Annotated in this window: 12 protein-coding genes; 6 read left to right on the top strand and 6 right to left on the bottom strand. The window is 61.8% G+C overall.

What is annotated here, in order from left to right; all coding sequences use genetic code 11:
- The first annotated feature begins 435 nt into the window (after positions 1-435).
- The 6 genes from ACIQJ2_RS21070 to trxA all read left to right on the top strand — a co-directional run bounded on the left by ACIQJ2_RS21070 (position 436) and on the right by trxA (position 12,349).
- Entirely contained in the window at positions 436-2,883 is a 2,448-nt protein-coding gene (locus tag ACIQJ2_RS21070) for an ATP-binding protein (RefSeq protein WP_400671280.1), read from the top strand.
- Positions 2,880-4,391, top strand: a complete 1,512-nt coding sequence (tsaE, locus tag ACIQJ2_RS21065) for a tRNA (adenosine(37)-N6)-threonylcarbamoyltransferase complex ATPase subunit type 1 TsaE (RefSeq protein ID WP_400671230.1) — start codon at positions 2,880-2,882, stop codon at positions 4,389-4,391. Before ACIQJ2_RS21070 ends, tsaE begins: the two co-directional genes overlap by 4 nt.
- Before the next feature lie 75 nt (positions 4,392-4,466).
- The gene (locus ACIQJ2_RS21060) at positions 4,467-5,198 is read left to right on the top strand and encodes a nucleotidyltransferase family protein (RefSeq protein WP_400671227.1); all 732 of its coding nucleotides are present in this window, start codon (positions 4,467-4,469) and stop codon (positions 5,196-5,198) included.
- A gap of 4 nt (positions 5,199-5,202) precedes the next feature.
- On the top strand, positions 5,203-8,394 hold the full coding sequence (gene addB / locus ACIQJ2_RS21055; RefSeq protein ID WP_400671225.1) for a double-strand break repair protein AddB: 3,192 nt from the start codon (positions 5,203-5,205) through the stop codon (positions 8,392-8,394).
- The gene (gene addA / locus ACIQJ2_RS21050) at positions 8,387-11,953 is read left to right on the top strand and encodes a double-strand break repair helicase AddA (RefSeq protein ID WP_400671222.1); all 3,567 of its coding nucleotides are present in this window, start codon (positions 8,387-8,389) and stop codon (positions 11,951-11,953) included. Before addB ends, addA begins: the two co-directional genes overlap by 8 nt.
- Before the next feature lie 75 nt (positions 11,954-12,028).
- Positions 12,029-12,349 carry a thioredoxin gene (gene trxA, locus ACIQJ2_RS21045; protein ID WP_400671219.1) on the top strand — a complete coding sequence of 107 codons (321 nt, stop codon included), beginning with the start codon at positions 12,029-12,031 and terminating at the stop codon, positions 12,347-12,349.
- 277 nt (positions 12,350-12,626) lie between these two features.
- On the opposite strand, the gene ACIQJ2_RS21040 is transcribed toward trxA, so the two are convergent.
- The 6 genes from ACIQJ2_RS21040 to ACIQJ2_RS21015 form a co-directional block, all read right to left on the bottom strand.
- On the bottom strand, positions 12,627-13,979 hold the full coding sequence (locus tag ACIQJ2_RS21040; protein WP_400671216.1) for a bifunctional folylpolyglutamate synthase/dihydrofolate synthase: 1,353 nt from the start codon (positions 13,977-13,979) through the stop codon (positions 12,627-12,629).
- 32 nt (positions 13,980-14,011) lie between these two features.
- Entirely contained in the window at positions 14,012-14,923 is a 912-nt protein-coding gene (gene accD / locus ACIQJ2_RS21035; protein ID WP_199145745.1) for an acetyl-CoA carboxylase, carboxyltransferase subunit beta, read from the bottom strand.
- 107 nt (positions 14,924-15,030) lie between these two features.
- Complete coding sequence (trpA, locus tag ACIQJ2_RS21030) at positions 15,031-15,870, bottom strand: tryptophan synthase subunit alpha (RefSeq protein ID WP_199145747.1); 840 nt, start codon at positions 15,868-15,870, stop codon at positions 15,031-15,033.
- A 10-nt stretch (positions 15,871-15,880) separates the two neighbouring features.
- Complete coding sequence (gene trpB / locus ACIQJ2_RS21025; RefSeq protein WP_199145748.1) at positions 15,881-17,095, bottom strand: tryptophan synthase subunit beta; 1,215 nt, start codon at positions 17,093-17,095, stop codon at positions 15,881-15,883.
- Positions 17,092-17,766, bottom strand: a complete 675-nt coding sequence (locus tag ACIQJ2_RS21020) for a phosphoribosylanthranilate isomerase (protein ID WP_199145749.1) — start codon at positions 17,764-17,766, stop codon at positions 17,092-17,094. The genes trpB and ACIQJ2_RS21020 overlap by 4 nt, the downstream gene beginning before the upstream one ends.
- 92 nt (positions 17,767-17,858) lie before the next feature.
- Complete coding sequence (locus ACIQJ2_RS21015) at positions 17,859-18,620, bottom strand: M48 family metallopeptidase (protein WP_400671211.1); 762 nt, start codon at positions 18,618-18,620, stop codon at positions 17,859-17,861.
- Positions 18,621-18,723: the final 103 nt, after the last annotated feature.

Genomic DNA, 18,723 nt, shown 5'->3' with positions numbered 1-18,723 from the left:
TCCACAACATCTTGTGGCCCTGGCATTGACAAATGCCGGGGCTTATTTTTTAGCCAGCTCCCTTCCCGCAGATTCCCTTAGGCAGTATTGTTTTTACACTTGATTCGTGACGAACCGGGCGAGCCCGGAGCCATGAAAATGGGATGTCTTGTCAGGATGCGGCACAGTAGAGCCGAATGATTTCAGGTCTGTTCGGCCTAAAGTCTGAATTCGCTCTACAATCAAATAAGTAGAGCATGATCTCGTCGGAAAACCGTTTACACTTTTCGGCATCATGCTCTGAAAGACGGAGACAGACCTCTTATGTCTGAAGGGGAAGACAACCTGCATCAGCCAGCGCCAAACCGGGCGGCGGCGCGACTGCGGCAGGGCATTGCCTGGCGGCTTTCGGCGAAGGCGAAGCGTGGCAAGGGCCGGCTGGCCTCCTTCAGCCGCATGCTGCGGCTCAGCGTTTTCGGCGGTCTTGTTACCGGCCTGGCGGGCCCCGTTCTCGCTCAAAGCGACGTTGCGGCCCAGACGACCGTGCGCCTTTTCACCTCTTCCGAAATGGCCGTCTTCTCCGTTATCATCGGCGTCATCTCCGCAGCCCTGCTCTCGACCGTCTGGATGGTCCGGCAGCGCGGCAATCTGGAAAGCGAGAGCCGCGAAATCCGCACGGCGCTCTCCGATGCCAACCAACGCATCTCACAATACCAGGCGCTGATCGCCGACAAGAACCGCCGCATCGTCATCTGGGACGGCCAGAATGCGCGGCCGGAACTGCTTGGTCAGCTGCCGGTCGAAACCGGTGCGCCGCAGGACAATGAATTCCTGGCTTTCGGCCGCTGGCTGAAATCATGGTCGGCCGGCGAACTCGACAATGCGATCGACAAGCTGCGCGGCAACGGCCAGAGCTTCGACATAGTGGTCGAAACCAACCGTGACGAAATTCTCGAAGCGCAGGGCCGCATTTCCGGCGGCCGCGCTTTCGTTCGCTTCATCGCACTCAACAATCTGCGCGCCGAACTAGCCGAACTGAAGATCGAGCGCGACAGGCTGATGACCTCCATTTCCGCTTTTCAGAACCTGCTCGACGCGATCGATCTGCCGGTCTGGCAGCGCGACGCGGAAGGCAAGCTCACCTGGGTCAACCAGGCCTATGGCGAGGCGGTGGAGGCCATTTCTACGGAAGAGGCTATCCGTGAGGAGCGTGAATTCCTGACGACCGTGGCCCGCGAGCGCATCCGCGCATCCGCAACCCCGGAATCTCCTTTCCACGACAAGATCTCAACCGTCGTGCACGGCAACCGTACTTTCTTCGACGTCGTCGACGTCAAATCGCCGAACGGCTCCGCCGGTATGGCGATCGACGTTTCCGAGGCGGAGGCCGTTCGGGCCGAGCTGGCGCGCACGCTGAAGAGCCATGCCGAAACGCTCGATCATCTCGCGACCCCTGTCGCGATTTTCGACGGCGACAGGCGGCTGCAGTTTTACAACCAGGCCTTTGTCCAACTCTGGGAACTCGATATCGCCTTCCTTGAGAAGCGGCCCGACAATAGCGAGCTTCTGGACCGGCTGCGCGGCGCCAAGAAGCTGCCGGAACAGCTGAACTGGAAGACATGGAAGGACGGCGTCCTTTCGGTCTATCGCGCGCTCGATACGCAGACCGATCTCTGGCATCTGCCGAACGGCCAGATCCTGAGGGTTTTCGCAACGGCGCATCCGCAAGGCGGCGCCACCTGGGTATTCGAGAACCTGACCGAACAGGTCGATCTCGAAACGCGCTACAACACGCTGGTCAAGGTTCAGGGCGAAACCATCGATCATCTCTCCGAAGGCGTCGCCGTTTTCGGCCCCGATGGCCGTATTCGGCTCTCCAATCCCGCTTTCCGCATCCTCTGGAACATCACGGAGGCACAGGCCAAGCCGGGCACGCATATCCAGACGCTGGCCGAAGCCTGCGCTCCCTCCTACGACCGGCCGGATGGCTGGAAGCGGTTCGCAGAGCAGATCACCAGCTTCGACGACGAACGGCCGTCGTCGCAAGGCACCCTGGAGCTTTACTCCAATCTGGTGCTCGACTACGCCGTCATTCCGCTGCCGAACGCGCAGACCATGCTGACCTTCGTCAACAAGACCGACAGCGTTCGCGCCGAGCGGGCACTGACCGAAAAGAACGACGCACTGCTCAAGGCGGATGAGCTGAAGAACGATTTCGTTCAGCACGTCTCCTACGAGCTGCGCTCGCCTCTCACCAACATCATCGGCTTTACCGACCTCTTGAAGACGCCGGGTATCGGCTCGCTGAACGACCGGCAGGCCGAATATATCGATCATATCTCGACGTCGTCCTCGGTGCTCCTGACGCTGGTCAACGACATTCTCGACCTTGCGACCGTCGATGCCGGCATCATGCGGCTCAACTACTCCGAGATCGTGCTCAGCGACTTGCTTGACGAAGTGTCGATGCAGATCGCCGACCGCTTGCAGGAAAGCGGCGTGACGCTTGAAATCACCGTCCCTGCCCATCTCGGTTCCATCGTTGCCGACCAGCAGAGGCTGAAGCAGATCCTGCTCAAGCTTCTGACCAACGCCGCCAATTTTGCACCAGAGGGATCGACAATATCGCTCAAGTGCGGACGCGAGGGCACGGATTTCGTCTTCTCGGTCTCCGACAAGGGTCCGGGCATATCGGAAGATCTGATCCACTCGGTCTTCGATCGTTTCGCTTCCGGCGGCAAGGGCGGCAAACGCAGCGGTGCGGGCCTTGGCCTTTCCATCGTCGAGAGCTTCGTCAGCCTGCACGACGGCGAGGTCTCCATCGAGAGCCAGCCGGGCAAGGGCACGACCGTAACCTGCCGGATTCCCTCGGCTGAATTGCCCCATTCCGTCGCAGCAGAATGACAGCGTCGAACAGCAGCATTTCCCTCTTCCTCGCAGACGACACGGCCACCGCCGAGCTCGGAGAAGACTTGGCGTTGGCCTTGAAGGTCGGTGACTGCCTGGCGCTGTCGGGCGATCTCGGCGCGGGCAAATCCTCGCTTGCGCGTGCGCTGCTGCGCGCCATGGCCGACGATCCAGATCTGGACGTGCCGAGCCCGACCTTTACGCTCGTGCAATCCTACGAGCTGCGCATCCCGGTCTCGCATTTCGATCTTTATCGCCTCGGCGACCCAAGCGAATTGACGGAACTCGGCTTCGATGAAGCCCTGCAGATCGGCACCTGCCTCGTCGAATGGCCCGAAATGGCCGAAGGAGAGCTACCCAAGGAACGTATCGATCTCAAGCTCACGCATGAGGGCGAAGGACGGCGAGCCATCATCACGGCACCGGCCAGGCAGATGGCGCGCATCGAGCGCGTGCTTGCCATTCGCGCCTTTCTCGATTCGCATGGCTATCGCGGCGCACACAGGCGCTTCCTGACTGGCGATGCCTCGCTGCGCGCCTATGAGTCCATCTATCCGGAGAATGGCGACGACCGCGTGATCCTGATGGATTGGCCGCGCCTGCCGGAAGGGCCGCCGGTGCTCGATGGCAAGCCCTATCCGAAGGTTGCGCATCTGGCCTGGGATAGCTATCCCTTCGTGGCGATCGCCAACACCCTGCGCGAAAACGGCTTCGCCACGCCGGAAATCTTTGCTGCGGATTACGATCAGGGCATTCTTCTGATCGAGGATCTCGGTACCGACGGCGTGCTCGACGCCGATGGCAAGCCGATTGCCGAGCGCTATCGCGAGAGCGTCGCCTGCCTCGCACATCTTCACGGTCTCTCCATTCCGCACGACATTCCGGTCACTTCAGACCATATCCATCACATTCCGGATTTCGACCGGACCGCGATGAAAATGGAAGCACGGCTGCTTCTCGACTGGCACCTGCCCTGGAAGCGCGGCACGCCTGCAAGCGACGAAGAACGCGCCGGCTACCTCGCGATATGGGACGAGTTGATCGACCAGCTCGACGACGCGGAAAAGAACCTGCTGCTGCGCGACATGCATTCGCCGAACATCATCTGGCGCGCGCATGAACAGGGTATAAAGCGCGTCGGCATCATCGATTTCCAGGATGCGATGATCGGCCCGACCTCATACGATGTCGCCTCGCTCGTGCAGGATGCGCGGGTGACGATCGAGCGCGATCTGCACGACCAGCTGATGACGGATTACCTCAGGCTGCGCCATGCGCAAGGCGGCTTCGACGAGACGAAGTTTCTGAAGAGCTGGGCGATCATGTCGGCGCAGCGCAATTGCAAGCTTGCCGGCCTCTGGGTGCGGCTGCTGCAACGCGACGGCAAGCCAGGCTATCTGAAGCATATGCCGCGCACGCTCGCCTATCTCGCCATCGCCTTCGAGCACGATGCGCTCGCGCCTCTCAAGGAATGGTGCGAGAAGGCCGGGATCGGCCGGGCATAACAGCCAGAGACCGGGCGACGGCTTTCCGGCCTTGTGCTAAGGAAAGCTGATAGCGAATCGAAAGTTCGAGACCAGATGACCATCAAGCAAGCCATGGTATTGGCGGCGGGGCTCGGAACCCGCATGCGACCGATCACCGACACCATCCCGAAGCCGCTGGTGAAAATCGCCGGCAAGCCGATGATCGACTATACGCTGGATGCACTGGTACAGGCAGGTGTCGAGCGTGCCGTCGTCAACGTTCATCATCATGCCGACCAGATGGAGGCGCATCTGCGCGGCTACCGTGGCCTCGAAATCCTGATCTCCGACGAACGGGACGCGCTGATGAACAATGGCGGCGGCCTCGTCAAAGGCCTGAAGCTGCTGAGCCGCGATCCCGTGTTCGTCATGAATGCCGACCTGTTCTGGATCGGAGAGAAGCCAGGCCATCCGACGAACCTCGAGCGCTTAGCCGGATTCTACGACAAGCAACGCATGGATATGGCCATGCTCTGTGTCGACCTGGAACGGACCACGGGTCATAACGGCAAGAATGACTTCGGCATGGCGCAGGACGGGCGACTCACCCGCTATCGCGATGTCGGACGCGACGGCGTCGTCTATGCAGGCGCCATCGCAATGAGCCCCTCGTTCCTGGACGACGCGCCTGATGATGCTTTCAACGTCAACATCTACTTCGACAAGGCGATCGCCAAGAACCGGCTCTACGGCACCATGCTCGACGGTCATTGGTTGACAGTCGGCACGCCGGAGGCGGTCGACGAGGCGGAGGAAGCGATCCGGACGTTCCGGGCGTTTGCGTGAGCCTATGACGGGCAGGCACCAGCAACGCATTCTCACGATTCCTGCAGGGCTGCCCTTCCTGAAGACCCTTGCGGCGGCGCTCTGCGACGGCAGGCTTACGGACCATTTCCGCCATGATCCAGGCGACCCGCTGTCGCTCGCCAAGGTCAGCATCTTCCTGCCGACGCGGCGTGCAGTGCGCGTGCTGCGCTCGGAATTCGTCGATCTGCTCGGCGGCAGTTCGGCCATCCTGCCGGTCATCCGCGCGCTTGGTGAAACCGACGACGACAGCGGCTATTTTGAGGAAGCCCTGCCTGAAACCGCCGATCTGGCGCAGCCGCTTGCCAATACGGCACGATTGCTGGAACTGGCGCGGCTGATCCTTGCCTGGCGCAACAAGCTGCCGCAGATCGTGCGCGACATTCACTCCGATTCGCCGCTCGTCGCCCCGGCCAGCCCCGCCGATGCCATATGGCTCGCGCGCAATCTTGCCGAACTCATCGATTCACTCGAGACCGAGGATCGCGAGTGGAGCGAGCTTGCCACGCTTAGCGCGGAAGAACATGCGCTGTGGTGGCAGCTGACCGCCGAGTTTCTGCGCATCGCCAGCGCTTTCTGGCCGGCGCGCCTCGAAGAGCTGGGCAAATCCTCTTCCGCCCGCAATCGCAACGCTGTTCTGCGCGCAGAGGCGAAGCGGATCGCGGCAGCCCAGCATCCGGGGCCGGTGATCATTGCGGGGTCGACCGGTTCGGTACCGGCCACCGCGGAGCTGATCGCGGCCGTCGCCTCACTGCCGCAGGGAGTGATCGTGCTGCCGGGGCTCGATGTGACAATGCCCGAGGAAGACTGGCAACTCGTTGCGCCGGAAACGGCAGCTGGAGAGCGGTCAGACCCCACAACCCGCAGCCATCCGCAATATGGCCTGTCACTGCTGCTCAAGCGGCTGCATATCACCCGGCGCGACGTCGAAACCATCGAAGACGCATCCGAGACCATGCAGATGCGCGCTCAGATTCTGTCGCGAGCGCTGGCGCCGGCGAAGGCGACAAGCGGCTGGGGAAGTTGGCGCAAGACGCTCTCCCCTGACGCGATCAGCCAAGCCTTTGCCGATGTATCGCTGATCGAGGCGTCGAATGAGCGGGAGGAAGCGACGGCGATCGCCATCGCTCTGCGGCTGGCGCTGGACAAGCCCGGCCGCAACGGCGGCGAAAGCCAGGCGGCCTTGATCACGCCGGACCGCAATCTTGCCAGGCGGGTCACGTCCGAGCTCGCCCGCTTCGGCATCACCGCAGACGATTCGGCCGGTACGCCGCTCAACGCCACACCGCAAGGCACACTGCTGCAATTGCTACTCGAGGCGACGCTTCGCCCCGGCGATCCCGTTGCGGTCGTCTCGCTGCTTAAGCACCCCCTCGCCCGCTTTGGCCTGTCGCCGGAAATGCACCGGCTGAGCGTCGATGCCCTGGAAATCCTGGCGCTCCGAGGTGGCGTCGCCAATGTCGATATCGGCACGCTGGAAACCTTGCTCGATCTCAGGCTGGCGGAACAGGCGAACGACCGTCACGCGCCGCAATGGCGCAAATCTCTTCCTTCGGACTCCGTGGAACATGCCCGCGAGCTGGCGCGACGGGTCAGCAAGGCATGCGAGCCGCTTGTATCCGCGCTTTCGTTGCAGACGGTCGAGGGCCTCCCGACCCTTTCGGAATGGGCTGAAAACACCGGCCGGGCATTGGAAGCCGTGGCCGCCGACGAACGTGGCGATCTGGCCGCACTTTGGTCCGGAGAGGCTGGAGATACGCTCGCCAGCCTGTTGAAGGAAGTCATCGATACAGACGGCCAGCTCGAGGCGGATGGCCCGCAATGGATTGATATCATGACGGCGCTCTGCGTGGGGCAGGCGGTCAAGCCTCAAGCGCTCAGCCACCCTCGCCTCTTCATCTTCGGCACACTGGAAGCACGCCTGCAAAGCGTCGATACGCTGATTCTCGGCGGGCTGAATGAGGGGTCTTGGCCGGGGCAGACGGCGAACAATCCGTTCATCTCCCGCACGATGAAGACGGAGATCGGGCTTGAGCCGCCGGAACGGCGCATCGGCCAGCTCGCCCACGATTTCGAAATGGCCAACGGTACGCGCGACCTCATCTACTCTCGCGCGCTGCGCCAGGGCTCGACGCCGACTGTGGCGTCACGCTGGCTACAGCGACTGATCGCGCTTGGGGGCGAAGATCTCGAAAGCGCCATGAGGGAACGAGGCGATCAGTATCGTCACTGGGCCGGTCTGATCGACGATGGCGACAATCAGGCCCCGGCCCTACGGCCCGCACCCCGACCACCCGCCGAGCTGCAGCCGAAGAGCTATTCCTTCAGCGAGGTGGGACGCCTGCGCCGCGACCCCTATGCCATCTATGCCCGGCGCGTATTACGGCTCGATGCGGTCGATCCGTTCAACCGCGATCCCGGCCCGGCCGAGCGCGGCACGCTCTATCACAAGATCATCGACCGCTTCGTCCGTGAAGGACATATTGCCGGCACGCCGAATGCGGCACTCGCCATGGATCGCATCATTGCAGATCTCTTCGATGCCGAACGGTTGCCTGACCATATCGATAGCGTCTGGCGGCCGCGGTTTCGCGAGGTGGCGCGCGCTTTTCTTGACTGGGAAGCCGAACGACGACCCGAGGTGCGAAAAACGGCGACGGAAGTGCCGGCTGGGGTCGAGATCGAACCGATCGGCGTCAGGCTGACCGGTGTCGCCGACCGTATCGACATCAAAAGCGACAAGGCCGCCGACATCATCGACTACAAGACCGGCTACAATCCGTCGCCGCCGCAGGCGCGCGCACTGCTCGACCCACAGCTGGCGCTCGAAGCCTATGCATTGAAAGCCGGCGCCTTCCGCAACATCGGCACACTGCTGCCGGAAAACCTGCTTTACGTCCGGCTACGGCCCGGCGATCGCTTCAAGGTCGACCAGGTCAACAACGAACATTCCAGCCGCGGCGGCAAGACGGAAACAAAGTCGGCTATGGATCTGGCGCAGGAATCGATGGACCAGCTGGTGAAATTCGTCTCGCTGCTGCAGTCCGGCGAGAAGGGCTTCTCGTCGCGGCTGATCCCGGCGCAGCAGTTCGAATATGGCGGCGATTACGATCATCTGGCCCGCGTTTCGGAGTGGTCGACGGCCGAGACCGAACAGGAAGGCGGCGGCGATGAGTGAATTTCCCGCCGATGACTTCGCCACATTGCCCGAAAGCGACGATCCGGGCGTCTGGATCAGCTGGACGACAATCCAGCAATCCATTGCCTCGGATCCCGAACGCTCGGCCTGGGTTTCGGCCAATGCCGGCTCCGGCAAGACGCATGTCCTGACACAGCGCGTCATCCGCCTGCTTTTGGCCGGTGCGCGTCCCTCGGCCATTCTGTGTCTCACCTACACCAAGGCTGCAGCGTCCGAAATGTCGAACCGCGTCTTCGACCGGCTGGCGGCATGGGCGACGATGCCGGACGAGGAGCTGAAAAAGCGCATTGCCGATATTGAAGGCAAGGAGCCCGATCTCTTCAAGCTTGCCGAAGCCCGCCGGCTGTTCGCCAAGGCGCTGGAAACGCCGGGTGGCCTGAAGATCCAGACGATCCATGCCTTTTGCGAGGCCTTGCTGCATCAATTCCCGCTCGAGGCAAACGTTGCCGGGCATTTCTCCGTTCTCGACGATCGCGCCGCCGCCACCTTGCTCGACGATGCCCGGCGCGCGCTGCTGGCCTCAGCGACACCGCATGGCGACGCCGAATTGGCTGACGCCTTTGCCTATGTGCTCGATCTTGGCGACGAATCGGGTCTGGAAACGCTGCTTGGTGATATCGTCGCCAATCGCAACGCCATTCGCCGCTTCACGGGGCCGGCAGAGCGTCAAGGCGGCATTGAAGCGGCACTCCTGACACGGCTCGGCCTCTCCGCCAGCGACACGGAGACCGGCATCGCAGGGCAATATTGGCCGCTTCCCGGCCTCTCCGGAGCAACGCTTGAGCTTTATCTGACGCTTGCCGATCAGAAAGGCGGCGCCAAGGCACAAGAGATCGCCTATGCGCTGCGCCTCGCCAAACGCGAACCAGATCCAGTCACCCGCGCCGAGATACTGGAAAAAACCATGCTCACCGCGAAAGGCGAACCGAAATCCGACAGCCAGTTTTTCGTCAAGGCGATGCTGGCGGACGCACCTGCCCTTGACGAGGCCATCGCCGAGGCGCGTGCGCATGTCGTTGCCTGCCGCGACCGGCTGAAACTGATGCGGATGTACCGGGCGACCCGCGCGGCCCTCATTCTCGCCGACCGGCTGAACCGGGATTATGAGGAGCTGAAGAAGCGGCGCAGCCAGCTCGATTTCGAGGATCTGATCACCCGCACGGCCGACCTTCTGACCAAGAAAGGCGTCGGCCCATGGATCCACTACAAGCTGGATCAGGGCATCGATCACATTCTGGTGGACGAGGCGCAGGATACCAGCCCGATCCAGTGGAGCGTCATCCAGTCTCTGGCGGAAGACTTCTTCTCCGGTGAAAGCGCACGGCCGACGCTCAGAACAATCTTTGCCGTGGGCGACGAAAAGCAATCGATCTATTCGTTCCAGGGGGCGCGGCCGGAACGCTTTTCCGAGGAGAGCGACCGGACGCGCCGGCGGGTGGGCGCCAGCGGCCAGCGGTTCTCATCGATCCGCTTGCCCCTCTCCTTCCGCTCGACGGCCGATGTGCTTGGCGCGGTCGACCATGTCTTCACCAGTCCGGACAATTCCAGGGGTCTCAGCGCCGTCAACGAGCCAGTGGTGCACCGCTCCAGCCGCATTGGCCACCCCGGCGCCGTCGATCTCTGGGAGATGATCGCACCGGAGCCGGCGGCCAAGGAGGAAGACTGGACGGCGCCTTTCGATTCGACTCCCGAGAGCGCGCCTGCCGCTATTCTCGCGCGGCGGATGGCGCAGACTATCGGCAATCTGGTCGGGCGGGAGACGATCATCGAGAAGGGCAAGGCCCGTTTCATCGAGGCCGGTGACATCCTTGTGCTCGTGCGCAAGCGCGACAGCTTCGTCAACGCGCTGACCCGAGCGCTGAAGCGGCGCGGCAATATTCCGGTTGCCGGCGCCGATCGCTTGATCCTGACCAGCCATATCGCCATTCAGGATCTTCTGGCACTCGGCCGCTTCCTGCTGCTGCCGGAAGACGATCTTTCTCTCTGTGCCCTGCTGAAAAGCCCGCTATTCGACCTCAGCGAAGAAGACGTCTTTGCGGTCGCCGCCTATCGCGATGACGGCCAGAGTGTCTGGAGCCACCTGCAGCGATTCGCCGAGGATGGCCATGATCGCTTCCTGCTGGTAGCCGACCGGCTGAAGACTTTTCTTGCTTTGTCGAAAAGCCTGCCTGTTCATGACTTCTACGCCCGTGTGCTCGGTAGTTTCGGCGGGAGGCGGCAGTTTCTGGCGCGGCTCGGCACTGAGGTCAGCGATATCCTCGACGAATTCCTCACCTTTGCACTGGAGCACGAAACAAGCGGTCTGCCCGGCCTGCAATCCTTCATCTCGACGCTGGAGCTGGAAGCGCCGACGGTCAAGCGCGAGCAGGACAAGGGCCGCAACGAAGTGCGGATCATGACCGTGCATGCCTCGAAGGGGCTGGAGGCACCGATCGTCTTCCTCGTCGATGGCGGCGGCAAGTCCTTCACTCACACGCACTTGCCGAAGATGCGGCTGATCGAAACCGGCAAGGACCAGATTCCGCTGCCGGTCTGGGTTCCAGTCTCGGCGCTTGCCAATTCACTGACACAGGCAGACACGGCCCGGCTGCAATCCCTGGCGGAGGAGGAATATCGGCGCCTGCTTTATGTCGGCATGACGCGCGCTGCCGACCGGCTGATCATTTGCGGCTATCGCGGCATCCGCGAGAATGCAGACACATGGCATGCCATGATTTCGGGCGCCCTGCGCGGAGACGAGCAGCACTGCACGCTGACGACATTCTCCGGCCCCGATGGCGACTGGCAGGGTCTGAGCTGGCGTGTCGCCCAGGTTCGCCGTGATTTCGAGGCCATGCAAGAGCCGGAGAAACGGGTGGAACGAGCAAGCTTGCCGGCTGGTCTCAGCCGGCCGCTGCCACCGCAGAAGAGCCTCCCCCGCCCGCTCAGCCCTTCCGGCGTCGGCACCGTCGTCGATGACGAAGCCGACAGCCTGCTCGTTACATCAGCGCTTTTCGGCGAGAAGGCGAAGTCGGATCGCGCCCTGCAGAAGGGCCGCTTCATTCACCGCATGCTGCAGACATTGCCCGACATCGCACCGCAGGACCGGGCGGATGCGGCCCGACGCTATGCCGAGCGGGCCGCGCGCTTCTGGCCTCAAGCGGAGCGGGAAGCCTTGATCGCCTCGGTCATGGCGCTGCTGGCGCATCCGGAACTTCAGGGTACGTTCGGCACGCATGCACAGGCCGAAGTCTCGCTCATGGGAACGCTGAAACTCGGCGGCCAGTCCTACTCCGTCTCCGGCCGGATCGACCGCCTGGCTGACCTTGAGGACCGCGTCGTCATTCTGGACTACAAGACCAACCGCGTGCCTCCCCGCAGCGACATCGACATTCCTTTCGCCCACCGAGCGCAGCTTGCGATCTATCGCGCCATCCTTTCCCCGCTCTATCCGGGAAAGCAGATCGATTGCCTGCTGGTCTATACCGAAGGCGCCTCGATCTATAGGCTCTCTGACGACGCCCTGGCATCGGCGCTTGCAGAGCTCCAGACAAAGTGAAATATCGGACATTGAAATTCAGGCGTCGCCGCCTCACATATTTAGCAACCGCAAATCCTGGTAAAGGAGCAGCCTATGGCTACCGTTAAAGTCGATACCTCCAACTTCGCCACCGAAGTCCTTCAGTCCGCCGAGCCCGTTGTGGTCGATTTCTGGGCCGAATGGTGCGGCCCGTGCAAGATGATCGCTCCGGCTCTCGAAGAGCTGGCCGTTCAGTTCGAAGGCAAGGTCAAGGTCGCCAAGCTCAACATCGACGAAAACCCGGAGCTGGCTGCCCAGTTCGGCGTTCGCTCGATCCCGACGCTTGCCATGTTCAAGGGCGGTGAAGTTGCTGACATCAAGGTCGGCGCCGCTCCGAAGACAGCTCTGCAGAGCTGGATCTCCAGCGCATCCTGATCGGTATCGACCGCATGAATAAAAAGCCCCGGAGACGGGGCTTTTTTGTTGGTCGGAGAGCACGGGCCATCCCCGCCCTTCGAGGCTTCGCTCCTCAGGGTGAGGATGGAGCGCACACCGTCACACAAAGCCGATCCCCCGCGCATGAGATGAGCTCAATGTGTCGGCTCGTGCAGAAGATTAGCCCTCATGGTGAGGTGCGTAGGCTTCGGAGCTTGTCGAAGAGGCCGGAGCCTCGAACCACGAGGGCGGATGGTAAATAGCAATCCCGCCGGATTTACCGCGGCGGCGTGCCGTTATCGGCGAGGACATCGCCAACCAGATAGAGGGAGCCGCCGATCAGGATGCGCGGCGCCGGCAAATTCGGCACGGCGAACGCCTTGATCGCATCCAGCGCCTCGCCGACATCCGACATGGGTTCCGCCACCAGCCCTGCATCATAAGCCGCATTTGCCAGAATGACCGGATCGATCATGGCATCGCTGCCGCGGATCGGAACGCAATAGACCTTTTCCGCAAGACCGGCGAAAGCCTTGAAATAGCCGACCGGATCTTTCGTATTGATCATGCCGATGATCAGGAACAGGGGCCGCGGCTGGCGTTCCTCGAAATTGGCCATGGCCTCGGCGATCACTTCGCCGGCACCGGGATTGTGGCCACCATCGACCCAGATTTCCGCGCCTTCGGGCGCATGCGATATCAAATCGCCTTCCGTCAGCCGCTGCAGGCGCCCCGGCCACTCGACAGAGGTCATCGCCTTTTCCATCATCGCTTCGGTCACGACGAAGCCGGCAGCCTTGACGGCGCGGATGGCGGCGGCGGCATTGCCATATTGGTGGCGACCCGGCAGGCGCGGCAGCGGCAGGTCGGCCAGGCCGAACTCGTCCTGATAGACCAGCTTGCCATATTCCTCATGGGCGGAAAAATCCTGGCCGAAAACCGCCGTCGGGCAACGAAGTCGCTCTGCCGTCGATATCAGGACATCGAGTGCGGCATCGTATTCCTGATGGCCGATAACGACAGGATGACCCGACTTCATGATACCCGCCTTCTCGGCGGCGATCAGCTCGACGCGATCGCCGAGATAGGGCTGGTGATCGAGCGAAATCGGCATGATGACCGAGACGGCCGGATCGGAAATGACGTTGGTGGCATCGAAGCGACCGCCAAGGCCGACTTCGATGACGGCGGCATCCGCCGGATGTTCGGCAAAGAGAAGAAAGGTTGCAGCCGTCAGGATTTCAAAGACAGTGATCTTCTGGCCGGCATTGGCCTCAGCGATACGGCGCAGCACATCAGCGAAGACGGCATCATTGACGAGCTCGCCACGGCCGTCCTTGACGCCCATGCGGTAACGCTCATGCCAGTTCACCAGATGCGGCGAGGTATGGACATGCACGCTGTAGCCGCCGGCCTCAAGCAGCGCACGGCAGAAGGCCGTGACCGATCCCTTGCCATTGGTGCCGGCGACATGGATCACCGGCGGCAGCTTCTTGTGAGGATTGTCGAGGATATCGAGCAGCCGGGTTATTCTCTCCAGAGAGAGATCGAAGCCCTTGGGGTGCAACTCCAAGAGCTTCTCGATTTCCCGTGCCGCTTCGCTCTTTGCGGATTGATCCATAGCCGTCATCCCGCACCTCCGCCTTTCGGCTGTCTATGATATCAGGCCTTTACCGCTACCGGCAGCGCGGCACCATTTTTGCTCGCAGCGGCCACATCGTTTGCCGGCGCCTTGGTCAGGATCTTCAACAGAGTTGCCAAGGTGTCCGGAATGTCATGGCGCTTGACGACCATGTCCACCATGCCGTGCTCAAGCAGATATTCCGAGGTCTGGAAGCCCTCGGGAAGCTTTTCGCGCAGGGTCTGCTCGATGACGCGCTTGCCGGCAAAGCCGATTTCGGCACCGGGTTCGGCAAGCTGGATATCACCCAGCATCGCGTAGGAGGCCGTGACGCCGCCGGTCGTCGGATTGGTCAGCACGACGATATAGGGCTGGCCCGCTTCCTTCAGCATGTCTACGGCAACCGTCGTGCGCGGCAGCTGCATCAGCGACAGGATGCCTTCCTGCATGCGGGCGCCGCCCGAAGCCGGGAACATGACCAGCGGGCATTTTTCGGCGATCGCACGTTCGAAAGCCTTCACGATGGCCTCGCCGGCCGCCATGCCGAGCGAACCGCCGATGAAATTGAATTCATGGACGACGGCCACGAGCTTCAAGCCGCGAACCTTGCCAAGGCCGGAAAGGATCGTATCCTCCTGCTCGGTCTTGATGCGGCTGTCCTTCAGGCGATCGGTATATTTCTTCGAATCGCGGAACTTCAGCGGGTCCTGCGCGACCTTCGGCTGCGGCAGGGCTTCGTATTCCCCCCTGTCGAAGAGATCGGCAAGGCGGGCCTTGGCCGGCATCTTCATATGGAAGCCGGAGGCCGGAATAACCCACTTATTGTCTTCCAGATCCTTGTGGAAGACCATCTCGCCCGTTTCCGGGCACTTGATCCAGAGATTCTCCGGAACTTCGCGACGGCCCAGCATGGAGTTGATCCGCGGGCGGACGTAGTTCGTGATCCAGTTCAATTCGAAACTCCTAATCGACCAAATTCATCGATATCGTAGTCACCACCTAATGCCCATAGGCCTTTTCTTCAATCCGCAATGATCGAAGACAGGCCTATATGGGGAAACTATTCGGCGGCAACAAGGCGCGCGGAGCGCGTTCCCGTCGACAGGCCGCGCACAAGCGTCGCGACGGCCTGGATGGTGTCAGCCGTCGCCTTGCCATCCTTGGTAAGGCTGGTGGCGATCTGGTTGACGATGGCGGTGCCGACGACAACGCCGTCAGCGGAAGCGCCGATCAGCTTGGCGTGCTCGGCGGTCTTGACCCCGAAGCCGACGCAAACCGGCAATGCGGTGTGTTCCTTGATGCGCTCGACGGCACCCGAGACCAGCGACGGGTCCGGCAGGGCCGAACCGGTAATGCCGTTCATCGAGACATAATAGACGAAACCGGATGTGTTTTTCAGAACCGTCGGCAGGCGCTTGTCATCGGTCGTCGGCGTTGCCAGGCGGATGAAGTTGATGCCCTTGCGGATGGCGGGAATGCAGAGCTCGTCATCCATTTCCGGCGGCAGATCGACGACGATCAGGCCGTCGATGCCGGCGACGATCGCATCGTCAAGAAACTTTTCGACGCCATAGATGTAGATCGGATTGTAGTAACCCATCATCACGATCGGCGTGTCGGCATCGGTCTTGCGGAAATCTGCAGCCAGCTGCAGCGTCTTCTTCAGCGTCTGGCCGGCCTTCAGGGCGCGCTGGCCGGCGAGCTGGATCGCCGGGCCATCGGCCATCGGATCGGAGAAAGGCATGCCGAGCTCGATGACATCGGCACCGGCTTCCGGCAGCGCCTTCATGATGCCGAGCGAGGTCTCGTAATCGGGATCGCCACCCATGAAATAGGTGACGAGTGCCGGGCGGCCTTCAGCCTTCAGAGCGGCGAAGCGTTTGTCCATACGTGCGGTCATGGCGTCTAACTCACATTCCCAGAATCTTGCCGACGGTGAAGATATCCTTGTCGCCGCGGCCGGAGAGGTTCATCAGGATGATCTCGTCCTTGCCCATCTTCGGGGCACGCTTGATCACTTCGGCGAGCGCATGGCTCGGCTCGAGCGCCGGAATGATGCCTTCGAGGCGCGTCAGCGTCTGGAAAGCTTCCAGCGCCTCATGGTCCATGATCGGAACATATTCGGCGCGGCCGATATCGTTCAGCCAGGAGTGTTCCGGGCCGATGCCGGGATAATCGAGGCCGGCCGAAATGGAATGACCTTCCTTGATCTGGCCGTCGCCATCCTGCAGCAGATAGGTGCGGTTGCCATGCAGCACGCCGGGTGAACCGGCTGTGATGGAGGCGCAATGCTCGTCGCCCTCAAGACCCTTGCCGCCGGCTTCGACGCCGACGATCTTGACACCCTCGTCATCGAGGAAGGGATGGAAGATGCCGATGGCATTCGAGCCACCGCCAACGGCAGCGACAACGAGGTCAGGCAGGCGGCCTTCGGCCTCCAGGATCTGGGCGCGGGCTTCGGTGCCGATCACCGCCTGGAAATCGCGGACCATTTCCGGATAGGGATGCGGTCCAGCGGCGGTGCCGATCAGATAATAGGTGTCGTCGACATTGGTGACCCAGTCACGCAGCGCCTCGTTCATGGCGTCCTTCAGCGTGCCGCTGCCTGCCGTCACCGGAATGACCTCGGCGCCCAAAAGCTTCATGCGGAAGACGTTCGGCGCCTGGCGCTCGACATCGGTCGCGCCCATGTAGACGACGCAAGGAAGACCAAAGCGGGCAGCAACCGTCGCCGAGGCAACGCCATGCTGGCCGGCGCCGGTTTCCGCGATGATACGGGTCTTGCCCATGCGCTTGGCGAGCAGGATCTGGCCGATGCAGTTGTTGATCTTGTGCGAACCGGTGTGGTTCAACTCCTCGCGCTTGAAATAGATCTTAGCGCCACCGAGTTCGGCCGTCAGGCGCTCGGCAAAGTACAGTGGGCTCGGGCGGCCGATATAATGCGTTCCCAGCGACTTCAGCTCAGCCTGGAAGACCGGGTCGTCCTTCGCCTTGTTCCATTCCTCCTGCAAATCCAGGATCAGCGGCATCAACGTTTCGGCTACGAAACGGCCACCGTAAATACCGAAACGACCGTCCTCATCAGGGCCGGCGCGGAAGGAATTGGGTTTAGGCGTCTGGTTCACTTTCTACTCCCTGCTGCCGGTTCCGGCAGGCATGCTTCTGCAAAAGCGTCGAAAAACTGGTCGATCTTGCCCAGATCCTTCACACCCGGCGCGCTTTCGACGGCGGAGGAAAGATCCACACCCGTGGCCCTGGTGGATGCCAAAGCGCGGGCGACATTGTCCTTGTTGACCCCACCGGACAGCATATAGTCCACCCGATCGTCGAGCCAGCTCATCAGGCTCCAATCGAAGGACACGCCGTTTCCGCCCGGCAGATCCGAGCCGGCGGGCGGCTTGGCGTCGAACAGGAAACGGTCCGCAATGCCGATGTAGGATTCCACCCGCTTCAGATCGTCGGCGTCACGCACCGACATCGCCTTCATGACGGGGACATTATAGACCGCTTTGATCGTCAGCACACGCTCCGGGCTTTCATTGCCATGGAGCTGCAATATGTCCGGCTTCACCAGCGACATGATCTCGTCGAGATCGTCATTGCCGGGATTGACCGTGACGGCAACGATCTTTGCCTTGCCGCGGGCACGCTCGGCCAGCAGGCCGGCCATGTCGGGCTCGATATAGCGCGGGCTCTTTTCGAAGAAGATAAAGCCGATATGCGTCGCGCCGCGCTCAAGAGCGCGATCCACCGCTTCCGGCGTCTTCAGACCACAAATTTTGACATCGGGGCTCATGGCAGCGGAGTGACATGAAAATTGGAAAGAGTCGAGCCTAAAGGCGACGTTGGCGGGATTTTTGCGTGGCTCTTACCTTGGCGACGCATAGCTCAATCGAAGTCGATGGCGTGCAGCTGGCTGCCGTAGCGTTTCAGCCAGGTCTTCGCCTCGTCCATGTCTGGGCAAAGCTTGAGGCAGAGCGCCCAGAAGCGCGGACCGTGGTTCATCTCGCGCAGATGCGCGACTTCGTGGGCCGCGAGATAGTCGATGACCAAGGGCGGCGCCATGACGATGCGCCAGGAAAAGCTGAGATTACCCTGCGAGGAGCAGGAGCCCCAGCGGCTGCGGGTATCCTTCATAGTGATGGACGTGACCGTGGCGCGGATGGCCTTGGCGTGTATTGCGACAAGCCTTTCCAGATCGGCGCGGGCTTCCTTCTTCAGGAACGTCGCAATGCGGCGGCCGGCATGTTCGGGCATGCCGCTGACGCGCAGCACCGGCATACCATCGACGATGACGGCTTCGGTGAGGCCGCGGAGAGTTCCCGTGTGCTCGATCCGATGGCGCACACCGCGCAGGAGGATTTCGCTGCCGCTGCGCAGATTGCTTTCGGCGGAAAATTTCGCGAGCTTGGTCAGGAGCCAGCCCTGATGACGGTCGAGGAAGGCATTGACCTCACGGGCGGAGAGACCGCGCGGGACGGTCATCTTCAACGCCCGTCCGCCGGGCTCGATCCTGAGCGTAATGCGCGTTGCGCGCTCATGCTGGCGGATGGTGAGCGGCATCAAGCGGCCGGCGACATCGAGGGTGCGCGTTTCCGGCGCGGCTGGTTTGGCCTGCGGTTTTCGGGATCTGGAAAGCAGCGGAAACATGAGGCAGTTTTATATGATTCGCCAAAGCGCGTCGCAATCTTTCAGATTGGCTTCCGGTGCTTTGGCCTTCGATTTTTGCATGTCGTTGTCGCAAAGCCGCTGC

The sequence above is a fragment of the Rhizobium sp. NPDC092011 genome (assembly GCF_044756305.1).
Classification (GTDB): domain Bacteria; phylum Pseudomonadota; class Alphaproteobacteria; order Rhizobiales; family Rhizobiaceae; genus Rhizobium.
The sequence above is the reverse complement of the archived record's forward strand: the minus strand, read 5'-3'. Positions and strand labels throughout refer to the sequence as shown.